Source organism: Streptomyces sp. NRRL F-525 (assembly GCF_000716605.1).
GTDB lineage: Bacteria > Actinomycetota > Actinomycetes > Streptomycetales > Streptomycetaceae > Streptomyces.
Window position 1 is genome coordinate 146,753 of the sequence record NZ_JNXE01000007.1, and the last position, 21,432, is coordinate 168,184.

Annotated in this window: 16 protein-coding genes; 9 read left to right on the forward strand and 7 right to left on the reverse strand. The window is 70.1% G+C overall.

What is annotated here, in order from left to right; genetic code table 11:
• The first annotated feature begins 196 nt into the window (after positions 1–196).
• Positions 197–610 (forward strand): SsgA family sporulation/cell division regulator, encoded by a 414-nt coding sequence (locus OO69_RS12975; RefSeq protein WP_033280700.1) that lies wholly within the window; start codon positions 197–199, stop codon positions 608–610.
• A 139-nt stretch (positions 611–749) separates the two neighbouring features.
• On the forward strand, positions 750–2,780 hold the full coding sequence (locus OO69_RS12980; protein WP_033280701.1) for a phosphocholine-specific phospholipase C: 2,031 nt from the start codon (positions 750–752) through the stop codon (positions 2,778–2,780).
• On the opposite strand, the gene OO69_RS12985 is transcribed toward OO69_RS12980, so the two are convergent.
• Positions 2,770–3,795: a Gfo/Idh/MocA family protein gene (locus OO69_RS12985; RefSeq protein ID WP_033280702.1), complete on the reverse strand. Its 1,026-nt coding sequence runs from the start codon at positions 3,793–3,795 to the stop codon at positions 2,770–2,772. The genes OO69_RS12980 and OO69_RS12985 overlap by 11 nt on opposite strands.
• Positions 3,796–3,875: 80 nt before the next feature.
• Positions 3,876–4,976, reverse strand: a complete 1,101-nt coding sequence (locus OO69_RS12990) for a chemotaxis protein (protein WP_033280703.1) — start codon at positions 4,974–4,976, stop codon at positions 3,876–3,878.
• A gap of 156 nt (positions 4,977–5,132) precedes the next feature.
• Here OO69_RS12990 and OO69_RS12995 point away from each other — a divergent pair, with 156 nt between their 5' ends.
• Together OO69_RS12995 and asnB are read left to right on the forward strand one after the other, a co-directional pair.
• Complete coding sequence (locus tag OO69_RS12995; RefSeq protein ID WP_051800985.1) at positions 5,133–6,395, forward strand: arginine deiminase; 1,263 nt, start codon at positions 5,133–5,135, stop codon at positions 6,393–6,395.
• 289 nt (positions 6,396–6,684) lie between these two features.
• Positions 6,685–8,526 carry an asparagine synthase (glutamine-hydrolyzing) gene (asnB, locus tag OO69_RS13000; protein WP_033280704.1) on the forward strand — a complete coding sequence of 614 codons (1,842 nt, stop codon included), beginning with the start codon at positions 6,685–6,687 and terminating at the stop codon, positions 8,524–8,526.
• An 8-nt stretch (positions 8,527–8,534) separates the two neighbouring features.
• On the opposite strand, the gene OO69_RS13005 is transcribed toward asnB, so the two are convergent.
• A complete protein-coding gene (locus tag OO69_RS13005; RefSeq protein ID WP_033280705.1) occupies positions 8,535–10,121 on the reverse strand; it encodes an alpha/beta hydrolase in 1,587 nt (528 codons plus the stop codon).
• A gap of 333 nt (positions 10,122–10,454) precedes the next feature.
• Here OO69_RS13005 and OO69_RS53710 point away from each other — a divergent pair, with 333 nt between their 5' ends.
• Positions 10,455–11,126, forward strand: a complete 672-nt coding sequence (locus OO69_RS53710) for a chaplin (RefSeq protein WP_033280886.1) — start codon at positions 10,455–10,457, stop codon at positions 11,124–11,126.
• 151 nt (positions 11,127–11,277) lie between these two features.
• Here OO69_RS53710 and OO69_RS13015 read toward each other — a convergent pair whose 3' ends face one another.
• Positions 11,278–12,189 carry a LysR family transcriptional regulator gene (locus OO69_RS13015; protein ID WP_033280706.1) on the reverse strand — a complete coding sequence of 304 codons (912 nt, stop codon included), beginning with the start codon at positions 12,187–12,189 and terminating at the stop codon, positions 11,278–11,280.
• Between the two features lie 193 nt (positions 12,190–12,382).
• Between OO69_RS13015 and OO69_RS13020 the strand changes: the two genes are divergently transcribed.
• The 3 genes from OO69_RS13020 to OO69_RS13030 all read left to right on the forward strand — a co-directional run bounded on the left by OO69_RS13020 (position 12,383) and on the right by OO69_RS13030 (position 15,184).
• On the forward strand, positions 12,383–13,282 hold the full coding sequence (locus OO69_RS13020; protein WP_033280707.1) for an SDR family oxidoreductase: 900 nt from the start codon (positions 12,383–12,385) through the stop codon (positions 13,280–13,282).
• A gap of 129 nt (positions 13,283–13,411) precedes the next feature.
• Entirely contained in the window at positions 13,412–14,188 is a 777-nt protein-coding gene (locus tag OO69_RS13025) for a GNAT family N-acetyltransferase (protein ID WP_033280708.1), read from the forward strand.
• Positions 14,189–14,245: 57 nt separating this feature from the next.
• Complete coding sequence (locus tag OO69_RS13030; protein WP_033280709.1) at positions 14,246–15,184, forward strand: NAD-dependent epimerase/dehydratase family protein; 939 nt, start codon at positions 14,246–14,248, stop codon at positions 15,182–15,184.
• 230 nt (positions 15,185–15,414) lie between these two features.
• Here OO69_RS13030 and OO69_RS13035 read toward each other — a convergent pair whose 3' ends face one another.
• Complete coding sequence (locus tag OO69_RS13035) at positions 15,415–15,678, reverse strand: GlsB/YeaQ/YmgE family stress response membrane protein (protein ID WP_019057177.1); 264 nt, start codon at positions 15,676–15,678, stop codon at positions 15,415–15,417.
• 231 nt (positions 15,679–15,909) lie between these two features.
• Between OO69_RS13035 and OO69_RS13040 the strand changes: the two genes are divergently transcribed.
• The gene (locus tag OO69_RS13040) at positions 15,910–17,337 is read left to right on the forward strand and encodes a hypothetical protein (protein ID WP_033280710.1); all 1,428 of its coding nucleotides are present in this window, start codon (positions 15,910–15,912) and stop codon (positions 17,335–17,337) included.
• 49 nt (positions 17,338–17,386) lie between these two features.
• Here OO69_RS13040 and OO69_RS13045 read toward each other — a convergent pair whose 3' ends face one another.
• Entirely contained in the window at positions 17,387–20,113 is a 2,727-nt protein-coding gene (locus tag OO69_RS13045; protein WP_033280711.1) for a glycoside hydrolase family 2 protein, read from the reverse strand.
• Positions 20,114–20,215: 102 nt separating this feature from the next.
• Entirely contained in the window at positions 20,216–21,400 is a 1,185-nt protein-coding gene (locus OO69_RS13050; protein ID WP_033280887.1) for an ROK family transcriptional regulator, read from the reverse strand.
• Between the last annotated feature and the right edge of the window lie 32 nt (positions 21,401–21,432).

Consider the following 21,432-nt stretch of genomic DNA (forward strand, 5'->3'; position numbering starts at 1 on the left):
CCCCGTCCATGGGCCCACCTCACCGGCCTCACCCGCCCCGCCGCAATCGAATTCACCGGCAGCCCCACACATCGACGGTGAAGTGACGCAGGTCACATCAACTCGTTCGGGCATCCGCGTAATGCAAAGGGCACCTGCGAGGTCGTACAGGCACACGGCAATCCGGCCGACCTCACGCCCGCAGGGGAGACCGACCATGGACATCACCCTCGAACAGCCCACCCGAGCCCGGCTGATCACGGCGGACGACACGGAGATCCCCGTGTCCGCCACGCTCCGCTACCTCGCCTCGGACCCGCTGGCCGTGCACCTCGACTTCCCGCCCGAGGTCTCCCTCGACGGTGAGGGCGTCACCTGGACCTTCGCCCGCTCGCTGCTGGAGGAGGGGCTGCGCAGGCCGGCCGGTGGCGGAGACGTGCACCTGTGGCCGTGCGGCCGGGCCCGCACGGTGCTGGAGTTCCACTCGCCGTTCGGCCTCGCCCTGCTGCATTTCCAGACCCCGGAACTGCGCCGCTTCCTGCTGCGGACCTACGACGTGGTCGCCACCGGACAGGAGGACATGGACGCGCTCGTCGACCAGGGGCTGAGCGCCCTGTTCGGGATCGTGTGACGGCAACTAGGGACCCCGGAGCCGACTTTGACTTTTGTTCACCTCCATCTCACCGTCCCGGTATGGACCTTGGCGATCACCCCGTGCACCCTTGCGCGCGGTGTGCCGCTCGGGCACGCCTGTGACGAGGGTGGGGCGAATGACACCGATCAGCCGAAGAGGCTTCGTGGGGCTCGGTGCCACCGTGGCGGCGGGCATGGCGACCGGCACCGGCGTACGACCTGCGGTCGCGGCGCAGCAGCGGACGGCGGCGACCGGCACGATCTCGGACGTGAAACACGTGGTGATCCTCATGCAGGAGAACCGCAGCTTCGACCACTACTTCGGGCGCCTCAAGGGCGTCCGCGGCTTCGACGACCGCAGCGGCATCACGCTGAGCGGCGGCTACCCGGTCTTCAACCAGCCCAACGGCGGCGGCCGCCAGTACCCCTGGAAGCTGAGCGCCACCCCGGCCGCGGGCGGCCAGGACGGTGAGACCCTCGCCCAGTGCAACGGCGACCTGCCGCACTCCTGGTCATCACAGCACTCCGCGTGGAACAAGGGCCGCCTCGACAACTGGGTCTCGGGCGTGGGCAACGTCCGCTCGCTCGGCTACCTGGACCGGTCCGACATTCCCTTCCAGTACGCGCTCGCCGACAACTACACCATCTGCGACGCCTACTTCTGCTCCACGCTCAGCGCGACCGGCCCCAACCGCACCTACCTGTGGAGCGGCAAGGTCGACTCCTCCAGCTACGACGGCGGTGACGAGTCCGGTCTCACCTGGCAGACCTACGCCGAGTCCCTGCAGAACGCCGGAGTGACCTGGAAGGTCTACCAGAACGCGGCCGACAACTACGGCGACAACGGCTGCGCCTACTTCAAGAACTTCGCCAACTCCAAGGCGGGCAGCCCCCTTTACGACCGCGGCATGTCCTCCGTCCCGGCCGGCACCGGCTCCACCCCCGACGACATCGCCGCCGCCATCAAGGCCGACGTCCTCGCGGGCACCCTCCCGCAGGTCTCCTGGGTGGTCCCCAACCAGGCCTTCTCCGAGCACCCTTACGCTCCGCCCGGCGACGGCGCCCACTTCATCGGCCTCGTCTACCAGGCCCTCGCCGCCGACCCGGACGTCTTCGACTCGACCGTCCTGTTCCTCAACTACGACGAGAACGACGGCTACTTCGACCACGTCCCGCCGCCCGCCCCGCCCGCCGGCACCGACGGCGAGTTCCTCAACGGCGTCCCCTACGGCTTCGGCTTCCGCGTCCCGATGATCGTCATCTCGCCCTGGACGCGCGGCGGTTGGGTCTCCTCCGAGGTCTTCGAGCACACCTCGGTCCTGCGCTTCCTGGAGACCTGGACCTCGTCGTTCGGCAAGCCCGCCGCCTGCCCCAACATCAGCACCTGGCGCCGCAAGGTCAGCGGCGACCTGACCGGCGTCTTCGACTTCGCCAACCCGGTCTACGGCGCGGTGTCCCTGCCCGCGACCAGCGTGATCGGCATCTCCACCTGCGGCCCGCTGCCCAACCCGGTGCCGACGAACAACGCCCTGCCCGTCCAGGAGACCGGCACCCGGCCCGCCCGCGCGCTGCCGTACCAGCCCAACGGGTACCTGGATCACCTGGAGTTCGGGACGAGCGGCAAGATCTTCGCCTGGTTCGCCATGACCAACCAGGGCGGCGCCGCCAAGAGCGCCGCCCACCTCTCCATCCACCCCAACGCCTACCGCGACACCACGCCCTGGCAGTACACGGTCGACCCGGGCGGCACCGCCTCCGACTACTTCAACATCGGGACGGGCTACGGCAGCGGCAAGTACGACATCAGCATGGTCGGCCCCAACCGCTTCCTGCGCCGCTTCCAGGGCGACGCGACCAAGGCGGGCAAGTCCGTTGAGGTGAGCACCCGTTACGCAGTCGAGTCGGGCACGGGGAAGCTGGCGATCTACTTCAAGATGACCAACTCGGCAGCCGCCTCGGTGAAGTTCACCATCACCTCCAACCACTACCGCGGCGACGGACCGTGGACCTACACCGTCGCCGCGGGCGCGTCGACGGAGGACTTCTTCAACGCCGTGGCGTACCAAGGCGGTTGGTACGACTTCACGGTGACCGTCGACTCCGACGCGACCTGGTCGCGCCGGTTCACCGGGCACCTGGAGTCGGGCGCGGCGAGCGTCAGCGGCTGACGTCGGCGTACAGCTCCGGGCGCGGGGCGAGGTCGACGGCCACCCGGCCGCCGCTCTCCAGCGCCCGGACCCCGGCCTCGGCGATGGCGGACGAGGCGTAGCCGTCCCAGGCGCTCGGGCCGGTGACCAGACCCTGCCGGGTCGCGTCGACCCAGGACTGCACCTCGCGGTCGTAGGCGTCGGCGAACCGGACGAGGTAGTCCAGCGGCACGTCCTCGTGTGCGCGGCCCTGTGTGGTGACGACCATCGAGTGGTCCTCGCCGATCCGGGCGCTGCCCGCCTCGCACACGGCCTCGCAGCGCACCTGGTAGCCGAAGCCGGAGTTGACGAAGATCTCGACGTCGACCAGGGCGCCGCCGTCGGTCTCGAAGAGCACGAGCTGGGGGTCGACCAGACCCTCCGGGGCGCTCCCCGACGAGCGCGGGCTGAGCACGGTCACCGCGGTGAGTTCCTGGCCGAGCAGCCAGCGGGCCGCGTCGATCTCGTGCGAGACGGAGCTGTCGATGAGCATCGCCGAGGTGAAGTACGGCGGCGAGGACACATTGCGGTGGGTGCAGTGCAGCATCAGTGGGCGGCCCAACTCCCCGCTGTCCAGCAGGGACTTGAGGCCCTGGTACTCCGTGTCGTAGCGCCGCATGAACCCGATCTGCGCGAGCCGTCGCCCGAGGCGTGCCTCCGCCTCCACCACCCGGAGCGCTCCGGTGGAGTCGGGCACCATGGGCTTCTCGCACAGCACGGGCAGCCCGCGCGCGAAGGCCGCGAGCAGCGCCTCCTCGTGTGCGGGGCCTGGTGAGGCGATGAGGACCGCCTCGACCCCGGGGGCGTCCAGCGCGGCCACGGCGTCCTCGTGCACCGCGACCGCGTCCAGACCGGCCACCGCCTCCTTGGCGCGATCCGTGTCCGGGTCGGCCACGGCGGCGACCCTGGCGCCGCTCACCACCTGGTCGAGGCGTCGTATGTGGTCGGCTCCCATGTGTCCCGCACCCAGTACGGCCACGCCCAGCAGGTCACCCACGTGCGCACTCCCTCTCCGTCGACGATCACGCCGTAGCGTACGCCGGAGAAGAGGGGCTGCCTCAGGGATGAAGGGGCATCTCAGTAGCGCAGCACGCCCGCGATGCCGTCCGCGTCGTTCAGGGTGCCGTCGGGGACGAAGCGGACCTCGGCGCCGGTCTCCAGGCACTGTTCGACGATCTCGTCCACGATGTCCTCGCGGGCGTCCAGATCGGCGCTGTCGGCGGGGACCAGATGGTCGCCGTGGTCGTCGCGGACCGTGACGCGGTAGTTCTCCTCGACGGCCAGCAGTCGCACCCGGCCCTCGCGGGCGTTCTGCCAGACCTCGTCGACGCCGGCCGCGAACTCCTTGCGTCCGCGCGCCGATTCGAGCTCGCGGGTCACGGTGACGGTGTTCTTGCGCGCCTCGGCGTCGACCAGCGGCCGTACGGCCTGCCACACGGCGTCGGGTGTGCCGTGCGCGAGGCCGCCGTGGGCGATGTGCACCGCGTCCTTGGTCGCGCTGCCGACCTCGTCGAAGGCGGACAGGGCGGCCTGGTCGCCGGTGACGTAGAGCGGCCGCCGGTGCTCGCGCAGGATCCGGCCCATCGCGGTGTCGGCCTCGCGCAGGAAGTGGCGGGTGTCCTCGTCGCGGAAGGTGCTCGGGATGTCGCCGATCCGCTCCTGGCGCTCGGCGTCGAAGTTGTCCCGGTGGTCGCGGGTCAGCGGGAAGCCGCCGGTGTGGTCCTCGACGACGCGGTCGACACCGCCGTTCCACAGCGTCACGCGGTCCGCGGCGAGCGACAGCACCCAGAACGGGCGCTCGGAGGCCTGCGCGGATACGAGATTCCGGGTGAGGAACGTGTCGGAGAGCACCACACGTTCCGGCACGGACCTGGCGAGGGACCACACCTGGTGCTCGCCCGGCGCGGCGAAGATCACCAGACCGTCCTCGGCGTGCGCCAGATCGACCTCGGCGAGGGCCTGGTCGAGCTGCCGGGCGACGTCGATGCGCCGCTCCCGGGGGACCGCGGGGTCGGCCTCCAGCTGCTTCTTGGCCTCGGCCAGCACATTGCGCAGCCGGACCGGATCCTGGGCGTTGTCGGGCTCGCGACGATGCGTCGGGGTGAGCACGGAGACCGCGGGGTAGGGGCGCGGGCGCCGCAGTTCGGTGAGGGTGGCGGGACTCAGTGCGTGCTCCATAACAGCACGATAGGGCCGATTCGCGGATGGGGCATATGGGGGAAGCCTGCCAGGCAAACCTGGCAATTCATTGCTAACGTCCCTCGGGCCACGCGGGCCGCCGCCGAGGACGCCCCCTGTTCTCCGTCCTCCGACCTCCGGAAGGGTGTGTGCACCGTGACCCGTCAGGACTCCGTGGACCGGCACACGTACGGCGTCCACTCCGAGGTCGGCCGACTGCGCAAGGTGCTGGTCTGCGCGCCGGGTCTGGCCCATCGCCGGCTCACCCCGACCAACTCCGCCGACCTGCTCTTCGACGACGTGATGTGGGTCGAGAACGCCCAGCGCGACCACGCCGACTTCGTCAACGAACTCCGCGAACGCGGCGTCGACGTCGTCGAGTTGCACGAACTGCTCGCCCAGACCATGACGATCCCCGCCGCCAAGGACTGGCTGCTGGACCGGAAGATCGTCGCGAACGAGGTCGGCCTCGGACTGGTCGACGCGACCCGCGCCTTTCTGGAGAGCCTCGAACCGGCCGACCTGGCCAAGTACTTGATCGGCGGCCTCGCCACCACCGACCTACCGGACGAGTACCGCACCGACTTCGCCGCCCTCGTCCGCGAGTCGACCGGCGGCCGCGAATACCTGATGCCGCCGCTGCCCAACACCCTCTACACCCGCGACACGACCTGCTGGCTCTACGGCGGCCTCACCCTCAACCCGCTGTACTGGCCCGCCCGGCACGGCGAGACCCTCCTGATGAAGGCGATCTACACCTTCCACCCGGACTTCGCGGGCTCCGTCGTCTGGTGGGGCGACCCCGAACTCGACTGGGGGCAGGCCACGTTCGAGGGCGGCGACATCATGCCCGTCGGCAACGGCGTCGTCCTCATGGGCATGAGCGAGCGCACCTCGCGCCAGGCCATCACCCAAGTCGCCAAGGCCCTCTTCGAGTTGGGCGCCGCCGAGCACGTCGTCGTCGCCGGTCTGCCGAGGCTGCGCTCCGCGATGCACCTCGACACCGTCTTCACCTTCGCCGACCGCGACCTGGTGACCCTCTACCCGGCCATCATGGACGCCGTCCGCACCTTCTCCCTGCGCCCCGCCGACAAGGGCCCCGGCATCGACATCGTCGACGAGGGCCCGACCCCGTTCACCGACGTCGTCGCCAAGGCGCTCGGCCTGCCCGGACTGCGCGTCGTCGAGACGGGCGGCGACGTCTACGCCTCCGAACGCCAGCAGTGGGACAGCGGCAACAACGCGGTCGCGCTGGAACCGGGCGTGGTCTTCACCTACGACCGCAACACCCAGACCAACGCCCTGCTGCGCAAGGCGGGCGTCGAGGTCATCACGATCGTCGGCGCCGAACTCGGGCGCGGCCGGGGCGGCGGGCACTGCATGACCTGCCCGATCGTGCGGGACCCGGTGGAGTTCTGAAGTTCCGCGCACCGGCGGGTTGTTGAGCAACTCTTTGCCCGTGGCCGATTCCTGACGGCAACCGCCCGGTGAGACCCCGGTCCGCGGATCTCGGGAGCGCAAAACGCGGCCGAAAACCCCGTGTCTGCAAGGCCGTTCAGGTTACGGACATGTTGACCAGCCCTGTGGGTGTGACACACGCTCGTCATATAGGTGCTGGATACAACTGGTTCGGCGGGTGTGAGTCGGGCATGCGGGAAAACGCAGGTGAATGCCCTCCTTCCGGCGGACCGAACGCAGGAGGTAACGCATGTGCGGCATCACCGGCTGGGTCTCCTTCGACCGTGAACTGCGCACCGAGGCCGCGACATTGGATGCAATGACGGAGACGATGGCCTGCCGCGGCCCGGACGACCGCGGCACCTGGGTCCAGGGTCCCGCGGCCCTCGGACACCGCCGGCTCGCGATCATCGACCTGCCCGGCGGCCGTCAGCCGATGACCGCCGACACGGCGGACGGCACGGTCGCGCTCGTCTACTCGGGGGAGGCCTACAACTTCACCGAGCTCCGCCGCGAACTCGCCGACAGGGGACATCGGTTCACCACCGACTCCGACACCGAGGTCGTCCTGCGCGGCTATCTCGAGTGGGGCGACGCGGTCGCCGAACGCCTCAACGGCATGTACGCCTTCGCGATCTGGGACGGTCGCCGGGACCAACTCGTCATGATCCGCGACCGCATGGGCATCAAGCCCTTCTACTACCACCCGACGTCGGACGGTGTGCTGTTCGGCTCCGAGCCGAAGGCGATCCTCGCCAACCCGCTGGCCCGTCCCAAGGTCACCCTGGACGGCCTGCGTGAACTCTTCACCATGATCAAGACCCCCGGACACGCCATCTGGGACGGCATGCACGAGGTCGAGCCCGGCACCGTCGTCACCGTCGACCGCTCGGGTCTACGGCGGCGCGTCTACTGGCAGTTGGAGACCCGCCCGCACACCGACGACCGCGACACCACCGTCGCCCACGTCCGGACCCTCCTCGACGACATCGTGCGCCGCCAGCTCGTCGCCGACGTCCCGCGCTGCACCCTGCTCTCCGGCGGCCTCGACTCCTCCGCGATGACCGCGATCGCCGCCCGTCAACTCGCCGAGCACGGTGAGAAGGTGCGCAGTTTCGCCGTCGACTTCGTCGGCCAGAACGAGAACTTCGTCGCCGACGAACTGCGCGGCACCCCCGACACCCCGTACGTCCACGACGTGGCCCGCGCCTCCGGCACCGACCATCAGGACATCGTGCTCGACGCACACGCCCTCGCCGATCTCGACGTCCGCGCGAAGATGCTCCGGGCCCGCGATCTCCCCCTGGGCTTCGGCGACATGGACTCCTCGCTCTACCTGCTGTTCCGCGCCATCCGCGACCAGTCCACGGTCGCCCTGTCCGGCGAGTCCGCCGACGAGGTCTTCGGCGGCTACCTCCAGTTCTTCGACGAAGAAGCCCGGCGCGCCGACACCTTCCCCTGGCTGGTCCGCTTCGGCCAGCACTTCGGGGACGACGCCGACGTCCTGCGCCCCGACCTGACCAAGGCCCTGGACACCGAGTCGTACATCGCGGACGGCTACCGCACCGCTGTCGCCGGCATCCAACGCCTCGACGGAGAAAGCGACTTCGAGTACCGCATGCGGCGCATCTGCCACCTCCACCTCACCCGCTTCGTCCGCATCCTGCTCGACCGCAAGGACCGCGCGAGCATGGCCGTCGGCCTGGAGGTCCGCGTCCCGTTCTGCGACCACCGGCTCGTCGAGTACGTCTTCAACACACCCTGGGCCTTCAAGTCCTACGACGGCCGGGAGAAGACCCTGCTCAGGGAGGCCACCGCGGACGTCCTCCCGAAGTCGGTCTACGACCGCGTCAAGAGCCCGTACCCGTCGACGCAGGACCCCAAGTACGCGGTCGCCCTCCAGGACCACGCCAAGGACCTCCTCGCCCGGCCCTCCCATCCGGTCTTCGACCTCGTCGACCGCGAGAGGCTCCGCCAGGCCGCCCACCGTGACACCCCCATCAGCACCCAGGCGGGCCGCCGCGGCCTGGAACGCGCCCTCGACCTGGCGCTCTGGATGGACCTCTACAAGCCCGAGATCGCCCTCGGCTGAACCGTCCCTCAGGGGACCACGGTGCTGTCCGGCTGGCACGAACTCCCGCTGGCCGGCAGCGAACCGTAGAGCAGGAAGTCGTTGACCTTGGTGTGGACGCACTTGGAAGAGGCGTAACCGGTGTGGCCCTCACCCTTGTTGTCCAGCACCACCGCCGAGGAACCGAGCCGCTGGGCCGTCTCCACGGTCCAGCGGTACGGCGTCGCCGGGTCGCCCCGGGTGCCGACCAGCAGCATCTTCGCCGCGTGCACGTCCTTGACGTCGTCGCGGATGTAGTCGGTGCCCTTGGGACGGCCGTAGCACATCAGCACTTCGGTGAGCCGGTAGCGGCCGAAGACCGGTGAGGCCTCCTCGTACTTGGCGCGCAGGCCGGACAGGTTCTTGGTGATCTGCTCGGCGGTGGGGCGGTCGGGGTCGTCGGCGCAGTTGACGGCCATCAGCGCGGCCGGGAGGTTGTCGAGCGGGACGTCCTGGGCGTCGACGATCCCGCCGCCCCCGCCGAGGTGGGGCAGGCCGGTGCCGCCCGACGAGAACGCCATGATGGCGCGCGTGTCGCCGTCCTCCACCAGTGAGGCGATGGCCCGCTCCAGCGTCGGCCACATCTGCTTGCTGTACAGCGCCTGACTGATGGCGCCCACCAGGTCCTGACCGGAGAACTGGTCGCCGAAGTCCGTCTGCACCGGGTCCTGGTCGAGCGAGCGGACGAGGTGTACGGCCCGGTCCGGCGCCTCACGTGCGTCCGTGCCGAAGGGGCAGGCGATGTCCTGCACACACCAGTTGAGGAAGTCCTCCAGCGCCGTCTGCTGTCCCTCGGCGCCCGCGATCCCCTGCTCGGACAGCGGTTCGGTGAGGGTGTCGACGCCGTCGAGCACCAACCGGCCCACCTTCTTGGGGAATTGGGCCGCGTAGACAGCGCCGAGCCGCGTTCCGTACGAGAAACCAAGGTAGTTGAGCTTCTTGTCGCCGAGGGCCTGGCGCATCACGTCCAGGTCCCGGGAGGCATTGACCGTGCCGATGTGGGGCAGCACCGGGCCGGAGTACTTGGCGCAGGTGGCGGCCGCCTCGCGCAACTGCTTGAGGACGACCTTGGGATCGGTGCTCTCGGTGGTGTCCTCGTCGATCGCGGCCGAGCCCTGGTCGGAGCCCTCACCACAACTCACCGGCGAGGACTGGCCGACACCGCGCGGATCGAACGTGACGACGTCGTAGCCGTTCGTCAGATCCATGAACTCCTTGCCGTCCGAGGTGAGTTCACTCACACCCGCGCCACCCGGACCGCCGAAGTTCAGCAGCACCGACCCCCGCGACTTCCCGGTCGCCCGGTAGCGGGCCAGCGCGAGATCGAGCGTCCCGCCGCCGGGCTTCGCGTAGTCGAGCGGGACGGTGACCTTCCCGCACTGCAGGTCCTTGGGCGCGTCCGGGGTCTTGCACGCGGCCCACTTCACCCGCTGCCGGTAGAAGCGGGACAGGTCGGCCTGCGGCCGCCCGTCGGCCGTGGCGAGCGCGGGCAGCCCCGCGCCGAGCAGTGCCAGCGTGAGGACCCCGGTGAACGCGCACCGCCGGAACGCGGGCCGCGATGACAGCTTGGCCAGCATCAATGCCTCCAAGAACGCGCCGTGACCAGCGCCTCCGATCACGATAAGCGGGCCTCGCGGGCCCCGCCTCCCGGCGGGCGGACCGGTGATCGATGCCGTATTCTGCGCCCCTTCAATAGGCCTAAGCGGTTTTCCTACTAACGGTTTCCGGTCGATGTGGTATCCGACCGATGAAGAGTCGTTATGAGTAGTTCGATAACCGTGACGCTCGATGGAGTGAAAGGCCGATAAGCCATAACTCGGATGGTGCGCCCGCGTTTTATCCGGTGCGGGTGAGTGCCCGCTACATCTCTGGAAGGCAGGGACCCTATGAAACGGGTTGCCCGAAACGGTGTGATCGCCGTCGCCGCGGCGTCCGGTGCGCTGGCCGCGGCGATGCCGGCGTTCGCGGACTCCGGCGCGGACGGTGCCGCGGCCGGTTCGCCCGGCGTGATCTCCGGCAACACCATTCAGCTCCCGGTGCACGTGCCGGTGAACGTGTGCGGGAACACCGTGAATGTGGTCGGTCTCCTCAATCCCGCCGCGGGGAACACTTGCGCCAACGAAGGCGGAGCGAAAGCGGGCGGTGGCAAGCGGGGCGGCGGGAAGAACACCGGGGGGCCGCACGGCGGTGCCGTCGCACAGGGCGGTGAAAAGGATTCGCCGGGTGTGCTCTCCGGCAACGGAGTACAGCTCCCGATCCATCTCCCCGTGAACCTAAGCGGCAATTCCGTGAGCGTGGTCGGCGTCGGTAACCCGGCCGTGGGCAACCACTCCGGGAACACCTCGGGCGACCACCCCCACCACCCCGCGCCGCCGACCCCCGCGCCGCCCACGCCGGCGAAGCCGCATCCCGGCCCGACGCCGATGACGGAGGTGAAGGGGCACCCCGCCCAGCCCGCGGCCCAGGCGTCACTCGCCCACACGGGCGCCGACGGCACCATCCCGGCCGCCGTCACGAGCGCGGCCCTCCTCCTGGGCGGCGCCGCCCTGTACCGACGCCACCGCCCCAGGGCGGGACGCTGACCCCAGCACCCGCGCCAGGACGGAAGGCCCCACCGGGTAGGCGACCGGTGGGGCCTCCGTCGTCCGGTGCGGCAAGGGCAGGGCAGGTCCCCCGCATCGCGGTCTCGCGGACAAGGGGTGAGGGCGCCAACTCCTAGGAACGGAGAGGGAGTTACTCGGACTGCTCCGCCGGAGACCTGAGGAGTGCGTGGGCCGCCTTGCGGAACGCGGTCAGCAGACGGTTGTGCTCGCCGGCGCGGGTCGCGAGGGCGACGTGGCTCGGTTCGACGCCGTGGAGGGGGACCGGCGTGATGTCGGGGCGGATCGTCTGGCCGGGGCGGAGGCCGGCCACGATGGCCACGGCCTGCCCGTCGGCGACGAACTCGAACTTGTCCTCCAGGGCCCGGATGACCGGACCTCCGGGTGCCGGGCGGCCGTCGGGCCGGGGGTCGATGCGCCAGAAGGCGCTCCACGCCGGGTCCGCGCCGGGCATCTGGGGAAGGGGCTCGTCGGCGATGTCGTCCAGCGTGACGGACTCCTTGCCGGCCAGGCGGTGGTCGAGCGGTACGAGCAGGAAGCGGGGCTCGTCGTAGAGGATCGTGACGTCCAACTGGTCGGTGGGGAACGGCAGTCGGGCCACAACCGCGTCCACCCGGCGATCGATCAGCGCCGTGCGCACCTCGTCGTAGGCCAGGTGTACGACGCGCACGTCGGCGTCCGGATGCCGGCGCCGCACCTCGCGCACCGCCGGGGTGACGAACAGGTTCGCCATGTATCCGACGGTGAGGCGGCTGGGCTCCGCGGCGGCGCGGGTCTCGGCGGCTGCCTGGGCCGTGGAGCGCAACAGCGCCTTGGCGCGCGGCAGAAACACCTCGCCGGCGTCCGTGAGCCGGGTGCCCTGCGGGGTGCGGTCCAGCAGCCGGGCCCCCAACTGGTCCTCCAGGCGCCGGACTTGGCGGCTCAGCGACGGCTGGGTGATGTGCAGCGCCTCGGCGGCACGGCCGAAGTGACGCTGCTCGGCGACGGCGATGAAGTACCGCACGAGACGCAGTTCGAGATCGGGCGCGGGAGGCAGGTCCGTCATGCCTGAAGTGTACGGCGTGCTGGTTGGGGAGACTTCAGCCATAGGTCTTGTGAGCTGCTGTGATGCCTCATCCGTATTGCGGCATGCGAAACAGGCTTTGGACCCGGAACCCGTGTCCCGCCCACGATGGAAGCACAGCACAGCGCAACACATCGCAGCGCAAGCTCACCCCACCTCATCGAAGGAACGCACCATGCGTGTTTTCGTCACCGGCGCTACCGGGTTCATCGGCTCCGCCGTGGTCCGTGAACTCCTCGACGCCGGGCACACGGTCACCGGACTGGCCCGCTCGGACGCGTCCGCCGAGGCGCTGACGGCCGTGGGCGCCGCCGTGCACCGGGGGTCGCTCGACGACCTGGACGGCCTGCGCGCCGGTGCCGCGGCGGCCGACGGGGTCTGCCATCTCGCGTTCATCCACGACTTCACGGACTTCGCCGCCAACTGCGCCACCGACCTGCGTGCCATCGAGACGATCGGTGAGCAACTCGCGGGCACCGACAAGCCGTTCGTCGTCACGTCGGGCACGCCCGGCCTCGGTGACGGGAGGGTGGCGACGGAGGAGGACAGCGTCGAACCCGGGTCGTTCGCGGCGATCCGGCAGCCCTCCGAGATCGCGGCGGTCGCGCTGGCGGAGCGCGGGGTGCGGTCGTCGGTCATCCGGCTGCCCCGGTCCGTGCACGGCACCGGCGACCAGGGATTCGTCCCCCAACTCATCGCCGTGGCCCGGGAGAAGGGGCTGTCGGCGTACGTCGGCGAGGGTGCCGCGCGCTGGCCCGCCGTGCACCGGCTCGACGCGGCCCGGCTGTACCGGTGGGCTCTGGAGTCGGCTCCGGCCGGTGCGCAGTACCACGCGGTCGGCGACGAGGCGCTGCCGCTGCGTGAGCTCGCGGAGGTCATCGCCCGCCGACTCGATGTCCCGACCGGAAGTGTGGCGCCCGAGCAGGCGGTCGACCACTTCGGCTTCCTTGGTCTCGTCGCCTCGTTGGACTGCCCCGCGTCGAGCGCGTTGACGCGGAAGCAGACGGGGTGGGAGCCGGTTGAGGTTGGGTTGATCGCCGATCTGGAGACGGGGCATTACTTCGAGGAGGTGTAGGGGGCAGGTCGGGAGTTGTCGGTTGTCCGCGGGGCTGTGGGGGCTGGTCGCGCAGTTCCCCGCGCCCCTTTGGGGCGCGGGGCGCGTAATCCCGTTGCCGGGTGCGCCCGCGGATGTTGGAGTGAGCGTATGGATCACGCCTCGGTACTCGCCCTCCACGACCGCGACCTGCGCGAAGGCGCCCGACCCGACGGCCCCGGGTCCCGCGTGGAGCGGGCCTGGGGAGTGGTGCGCCAGGTCGCCGACGCGGACGGCTGGAACGGCGTGCTGTGGTCGGACCTCGACGAGACGGACGCCGACGCGGCCATCGCCGAGCAGATCGCGTACTTCACCGCGCTCGGCCGCGACTTCGAGTGGAAGCTCTACGGCCACGATCTGCCGACGGATCTCGGTCAGCGGCTGTCGGCGGCCGGGTTCACACCGGAGCCGCAGGAGACCCTGATGATCGGCGAGGTCGCCGCACTCACCTTCGACACCCAACTCCCGGACGGCATCCGTCTGTTGCCCGCCACCGACCGGGCGGGCATCGACCTCGTCGCGGACGTCCACGAGAAGGCCTTCGGCACGGACAGCACCCGGCTCCGCGCCCGTCTGCTCGCCCAACTCGCCGCCGAACCCGACACAGTTGTCGCCGTCGTCGCCCTCGCCGGTGACGAACCGGTGAGCGCGGCCCGCATGGAACTCGTCCCCGGCACCCGGTTCGCCGGCCTGTGGGGCGGCGGCACGGTGGAAGCCTGGCGGGGCCGCGGCATCTACCGCGCCCTGATCGCCCACCGCGCCCGCATCGCCGCCGACCGCGGCTACCGCTACCTCCAGGTCGACGCCTCCGACCAGAGCCGCCCCATCCTCGAACGCCTCGGCTTCGCCGCGCTGACCACGACCACGCCGTACGTGTACGAGCCGTAGACCCGCAGGTCAGACGGCTGATGTCACATCCGTGCCGACCCGATCCGTCGCACGGTCATGACGACGAACGAGAGCAACCAGCGCATCCTCCTCGCCGGTGCCACCGGCGTCTTCGGCGGCCACATCACCAAGGCCCTGACCGACGCCGGCCACAAGGTCACCGGCCTCGGCCGAGGGTCCGGCAACGGCATCGGCGCCGACCTCATGGACCGCGACGGGTTGCTCCGCGCGGTCGACGGACACCACTTCGACACGGTGATCCACGCCGCGACCGCGCTGCGCAAGGCACCGCTGCGCCACCGAGACATGCACACCACCGACGCCCTGCGCATCGAAGGGACCGCCCACCTCATCGAGGCCGCGCGAGCCACCGGCGCCCGTCGCTTCATCGCCGAGTCGATGGTCTTCGGCTACGGCTACGGGGACTTCGGCACCCGCCCCCTCACCGAGGACGACCCCTTCGGCCCGCGCGGCACCACACCGGAGCTGGAGAAGCACATCGAGGGCATGCGCACCAAGGAGCAACTCACCTTCGGTGCCTCGGACTTGGAGGGCATCGCACTCCGCTTCGGCCTCTTCTACGGCCCCGGCGGCACCGACGCCCTGTTCCCGATGCTGCGCAGGCGTCAACTGCCTGTCCCGGACGATCACGGCCGGGTCCTGCCTTGGGTCGAACTCACCGACGCGGCCCGCGCGGTGGCCGCCGCCGTCGAACGCGGGCGGCCGGGTCAGGCGTACAACATCGCCGACCGCACACCGCTCGGCTTCCGCGCCCATGTCCTGTGCGTGGCACGGGAGTTCGGCCTGCCGAAGCCGATGGCCGTACCGCTGTGGATGGTTCGGCCGATGGCGTACGCGCACACGGTGATGACCGGCAACCTGCGGGTGTCCAGCGCGAAGGCCGAACGGGAACTGGGCTGGACGCCTGTGTACCCGTCCAGCGGCGACGGTCTCGCCGCGCTGCGTGCCGACTCCGTCAACTCGGCTTCGAGGTAGGGGTGTTCGGTCGCAGCCGACTGCGCCTGCCCCTCCGTGAGGAACGGAGGAACAGGCGCAGCGGAGCCGACCCGACGGGCCGGACTCCGGATCGACGAGCGGAGTGACGCGTAAGGACAAGGGTTCTCCGTGAGGAGAGCCGGGAGTGCGGGAAACGGGGGATCGGGCGGCAGGCCCGCAGAAGCCGGCCGCCGCCCGGTCTCACCCGTGACGCATGTCCCGCCTCAGGCTCAGCGGCGCGCCCTGGACCGGTCCAGCGCGGCGATACCGACCGCGGCCAGGCCGATCTGGATGAGCCACTCGATCCAGTCGATGCCCTTCGTGTCGGCGACTCCCAGGCCCGATGCGATCGCCGCGCCGATCAGCGCGGCCACGATGCCGACGACGATCGTCAGCAGAACGCCTATGTGCTGGCGCCCAGGGACGACGAGCCGTCCCAGCACGCCAATGATGATGCCGATGATGATGGCACTGATGATGCCCGAGATCTCCATCTCCGCCCCTCTTTGTCGATAGTCCTGCTCTCTTCATGTGCCCGCTGGACGCCGAGGCAGTCCGACGGACTTTTGTTGCCTGTTATTGCCGGGACTTTCTGTTCACCACCCCTTCATGCCATGTACCTTTCAATCGTTCAACGCGTGTAGAACTCCCCAACTACCGTTCTACGCGCGCAGATCAGGCGCCCGCACCGCACCCTTCCCCATCCCCTCACGGAGGTTCGCCGGATGCTTGGATCCAGAAGATCCCGCCGCAGACTCACCACCGCCCTCGCCGGCCTGGGGCTGTTCGTCACAGGGGCCGCCCTCCAGGTCACCACCACGGCCACGCCCGCGCACGCGGCCACCACGAACCGCGTCCTGTTCGACGACGGCCACGCCGAGGAGGCGGGCAACGCGGACTGGATCATCTCCACCAGCAAGCCCGACCCGCTGTCCCAGGACTCCTCCCCGTCGTCCGAGACCGACTGGACCGGGGCGCTCTCGTCCTGGGGCGTCGCCCTGCAGAAGACCGGCGACTACAGCCTGAAGACCGCCACCAGCGCACTGACGTACGGCGGTTCGTCGACGACCGACCTGTCGAACTTCGACACGCTGGTCCTGCCCGAGCCCAACACGCTGTTCACGACGGCCGAGAAGACCGCGATCATGACGTTCGTCCAGAACGGCGGCGGCCTGTTCATGATCTCGGACCACACCGGCGCCGACCGCAACAGCGACGGCGAGGACGCGGTCGAGATCCTCAACGACCTGATGACCAACAACAGCGTCGACTCGACCGACCCGTTCGGCTTCTCCATCGACACCCTCGACATCAGCTCCGGCTACCCCGCCGCGATCAGCGACAGCTCCAACGAGGTCCTGAACGGCGCCTTCGGCACGGTCACCAAGAGCCTCATCGCCGACGGCACGACGGCCACCCTCAAGCCCGCCGACAACGCGAACGTCAAGGGCCTTGTGTACCGCAGCGGTTACTCCGGCAACACCGGCGCGTTCTTCGCGACCAGCACCTTCGGCAGCGGCCGCGTCGCCTTCTGGGGCGACAGCTCACCCATCGACGACGGCACCGGCCAGTCCGGCAACACGCTCTACGACGGCTGGAACGACACCGGCGCCACCAACGCCGCCCTCGCCCTCAACGCCACCGCGTGGCTGTCCGGCGACGGCAGCACCGGCGGGGGCGGCGGGGGAGGCGGCGGCACCTGCACCGCCGCCCAACTGCTCGGCAACCCGGGCTTCGAGTCCGGCAACACCACCTGGACCGCCACCAGCGGCGTCATCACCACCTCCAGCAGCGAGGCCGCCCGCACCGGTTCGTACAAGGCCTGGCTGGACGGCTATGGAACCGCCACCACCGACACCCTGTCCCAGGCGGTGTCCATCCCGTCAGGCTGCTCGGCCACCCTCAGCTTCTATCTCCACATCGACACCGCGGAGACCACCACCAGCACCGCCTACGACAAGCTGACGGTCACCGCCGGCTCCACCACCCTGGCCACGTACTCCAATCTGAACGCGGCCTCCGGATACGTCCTGAAGTCCTTCGACGTCTCCTCGCTGGCCGGCACCACCGCCACCATCAAGTTCACCGGCGTCGAGGGGTCCACCCTCCAGACGTCCTTCGTCATCGACGACACCGCGCTCAATGTGAGCTGACGACGACCGGTGGGGCCCGGCGGCGGCCGGGCCCCACGGGTTCACCGGTTCACTTTGCCGCGACCGTCCGCTCCGGTGTGTTCCAGCCGGAGACCCGCACCCGCGGCACCGACCCGTGCAGATCGGCCGTCCGGTAGGTCGCCGTCAGCGTCGTCGACTCCCCGGGCCACAGGCTCACTTCGTTGTCCGACCACTGAACCGGCAGCACCGGCTTGCCCGCCGAGTCCACGAGATGGACGTCGGTGAGGAGTGAAGGCGCCTTCCCCTTCCCGGAGTTGCGCACCGTGACCGTCGTGGTCGACGTGCCGTCCGGACCCGCCTCGGTCGAAGCCGTCGCCGAAACCGGCGCCTGCGCCATCGAGTTGAGCCCCTTGAGGTCGGCGTAGCTCGTCGTCGGCGTGTAGTACCAGTCGGTGTGCGCCCAGTCGAGCGTGTCGGGCTTGCTCGAGAGCCAGTACACGTTCCGGCTCACCTCCTTGCCGGACGCTTCGGTCAGGGTCAGCCGTACCAGGTACGTCGTCGACAGCCCGCTCACCGACGCGGGCGAGGGCAGGGTGAGCACGGTGCTGTGCGCACCGCCGCCGGAGACCTTCACCCCGGGCACCTTCTTGTCGTATTTCCGCGTGCCGTCGGTGTTGAACAGGGTCGCGCGGGCGGTGAGTTGGCGTGCGGAGGCGCTTCTGTTGTTCACCACGACGACCGAGCGGTTGTCGTACGAGTACTGGATGTGCAGCGGTTCGTTCGCCTTCTTCGCGCCGAAGTAGGCGCCGCCCTGGTCGAGGTAACGGTCCATCAACTGCCAGTGCAGCGAGGTCCATCCGCTGTTGAACATCCAGTAGACGACCCCGGTGGCGGGCTTCGAGGCGTCGGTGGCGTTGCGCTCGTACGCCTCGAACTGGGCGCGCACGTTCTCGTATTGGGCCAGCTGGGCCTTGCGGACGTAGTCGGTCAGGCTCGTCGGCGGGCCGTAGCGGCCGGTGAGGGCGTTGTCGTAGAGCTTGAGGGTGTTGAAGGTGGAAGACGGGGAGCGGTGGTACTGCTTGGCGCTCGGGTCCTTCCAGAGGGTGGCCAGTTCGGCCGGGGTCATCATGCGGCGCAGGGTGTCGAGGGTGGGGATGTCGGGGCCCGCGCTGGTCTCGGAGTTGAAGCCGGTGGCGCCGCCCTCGCGCTTGGCGTACCAGTAGTTGGGCGGGATCCAGTCGTAGGGGCCGGTCATCTTCATGCCCGAACTGCCGCTGACCGGCGATGAGTTGTCGGAAGCGGCGGCGACCACCGGGGTCTTCCAGTCGGCGGCCTTCAGAGCGTCGAGGTAGGTCTTCTCGATCTTCGCGTCGGGGGCGAAGTCGCTGCCGATGAGGAAAGAGATCACGCTCGGGTGGTCACGCAGCCGGGCTGCCTCGGCGGCCATCGACGCCTTGGCGACCGGGTAGTCGGCGGCGGTCCACTTGTCGCCGGTCTCGTCCCCGTTGACCTGGCCCTCCCACTTGTCGCAGCACTCCCAGCCAGGGAGGGTCAGGATGCCGTAGCGGTCGGCCAGGTCGAAGAACTCGTCCGGCTCGATGTGGCCTTCGAGGCGGATGGTGTTCAGGCCGAGGTCGAGGGCGTACTTCAGGCGGTCCTCGACGTAGGTCTTGTCCCAGCGCAGGAACTCGTCCGGTGACCAACCGCCGCCCTTGATCAGCAACTTGCGGCCGTTGATCAGGTACTGGCGGTCGTCGGCGGAGTTCAGCGGGGCCTGCACGTCCCGGATGCCGAAGGTCTGGTGCGCGGTGTCGGAGGGGGTGCCGTTCACGGAGGCGGTGAGGTCGAGGTCGTAGAGCGGCTGGCCGCCCATGCCCGCGGGCCACCAGACCTTGGGGGAGGTGAGGTGGAGGCCGAAGGTGACGGGCTTCGTCTGGTGGGCGGCGAGGGAGACCGTCTTCTCGAAGCTCGTCCCGCCGATGCTGCCCCTGACTTTCGCCGTGACGGGCGCGCCCGAGTCGTTGCGGGCCTGCGCCTTCACCGTCAGGTCCGCGGAGGCGAGCGACGGCACGGCCAGCTTGGTCACCACGTGGGTGTCGCGCAGCGCGACCGGGCCGCCGCGGCGGACGAGGACGTCACGGACGATGCCCATGTTCTCGTCGGGCGGCGGCTGGAGCCAGTCGATCCAGCCCATGGTGAGGTTCTTGTTCGGGTCGTTCGGCCGGATGCGGAAGGCGACCGTGTTCGTGCCGGAGCGGACGAGCGAGGTGACGTCCAACTCGTGCTGTGTGTAAGCCCCGTTGACGTCCGCGGCCTTGGCGACCTGCTTGCCGTTGACGTAGACGTCGGCCGCCGAGATCACCCCGCTGAAGTCGAGGTAGGTGCGCCTGCCGGTGTCCGCGACCGTGAAGTCGCTGCGGTACCACCACGGCACCTGGAAGTCGGCCTTCGGGATCTTCTGCTGGTTGGTCGAGTAGAACGGGTCCGGGTAGACGCCGTCGGCGATCAGGGCCGCGAGGACGGTCGAGCGCGCGTCGGCCGGGTACCAGCCGGTCGCCTGGTAGCCGGGGGAGGAGACGGCCGCGGCGGAGTCGGTGACCTTGGCGGACGACTGGATCGCGTAGCCGGACAGCGGGGTGGCGGTCCCGGCGGTCGAGCGTACGGCGGTCACCGGGGCCTGCGCGCGCTGCGGCGGGGACGACTCCCGTGCCCCCGCCCACGCGCTGGTGGTGAGGGTGCCCAGCAGGCCGAGCGCGACCGCGGCCGTGGCGAGCCGGCCTCTGAGGAGTGGGGGAACGGCGGGGCGGTGGAACACGGCGGTCTCCAGCCTCGTCAAGTTAGGAAGCTTTACTAACCGCACCAGAAGGTAGGGCGCTCGACGAAGCCTGTCAAACACCTGTGGCCGTGGGTGAGTTGCTCAGGACGCCGAATGGCGCTCGAAGACGAGGTCCCGCGCGGTGCCGAGCGCGGTGGCCACGGCGCCCAGCAGCACCGCGTCCTCGCCCAGCGCGCTGGGCACGATCTTCGGGCGGAGCGGAGTGAGCGCGCGGAGGTTCTCCCGCACCGGGCGCAGCAGGAGATCCACGCTGTGCCCGACCCCGCCGCCCAGGACGACCAGGTCCGGATCGAGGACGGCCGCGGCCGCCGCCACTGTGTGCGCGATCCGCTCGCCCTCCAGCTCAACTGCCTTGATGGCGGCGGCGTTTCCCTGCCGGGCCGCGTCGAACACGGCCTTCGCGGTGAGCTGCTGCCCGCTCATGCCGAACCGGCGGGCGGCCTCCACGACGGCCACCCCGGACACCGCGTCCTCCAGCGTCTCCGGCTTCTGCCGCCCCGGCCACGGCAGGAACCCGATCTCCCCGGCGCCGCCGTGCGCGCCCGTGAACAGCCGCCCCTCGCTGACCACTCCCATGCCGAGACCGGTGCCGATCATGATGTACGCGAACAGCCGGCTGCCCGCGCCGACGCCGTACGTGTACTCGCCGAGCGCCGCGAGATTCGCGTCGTTGTGCACCTCCAGCGGGACGCCCAGCTCCTCCCGCATCCGGTCGAACAGCCCGGCCCGGCCCCAGCCCGGCAGATGCATCGCGTACCGCACCCGGCGCCGCTGCTCGTCGTAGACACCGGGCGTGCCCACCACGGCGTGGACGACCGCGGCCGGTCCGACCTCGGAGTTCGCGACCACCTGGTGGGCGGTGGCGACCACCAGCTCGGCCATGGCGCCCGAGCTGCGGGCCCGGTTGCGGACGTCCGCGCGGGCCACCACCTCGCCGTCCAGGTTGGCCACCGCGACCCGCAGCCAGCTGCGTCCGACGTCGATCCCGAGGGCGTAACCGGCGGACGGGTCGGGGGCGTAGAGCACGGCGGTCCGGCCGCGTTCGGGGGCCTGTGTACCGACCTCGTGGACCAGGCCCGCCTCCTCCAGCGCGGCGAGCGCGCTGGAGACCGTCGGCTTCGACAGGCCTGTCTCGCGGGCGAGTTGGGCGCGCGAGGCGGCACCCGAGGTGCGCAGCCGGTCGAGGAGCAGCCGCGCGTTCGTACTGCGCAGCCGCTGGCGGCTCCAGGGCTGGTCCGGTCGCTCCACGGCGTCACTGACGGGCATCGCATCATTCTCCGGCATCGTGGACAGCCTCT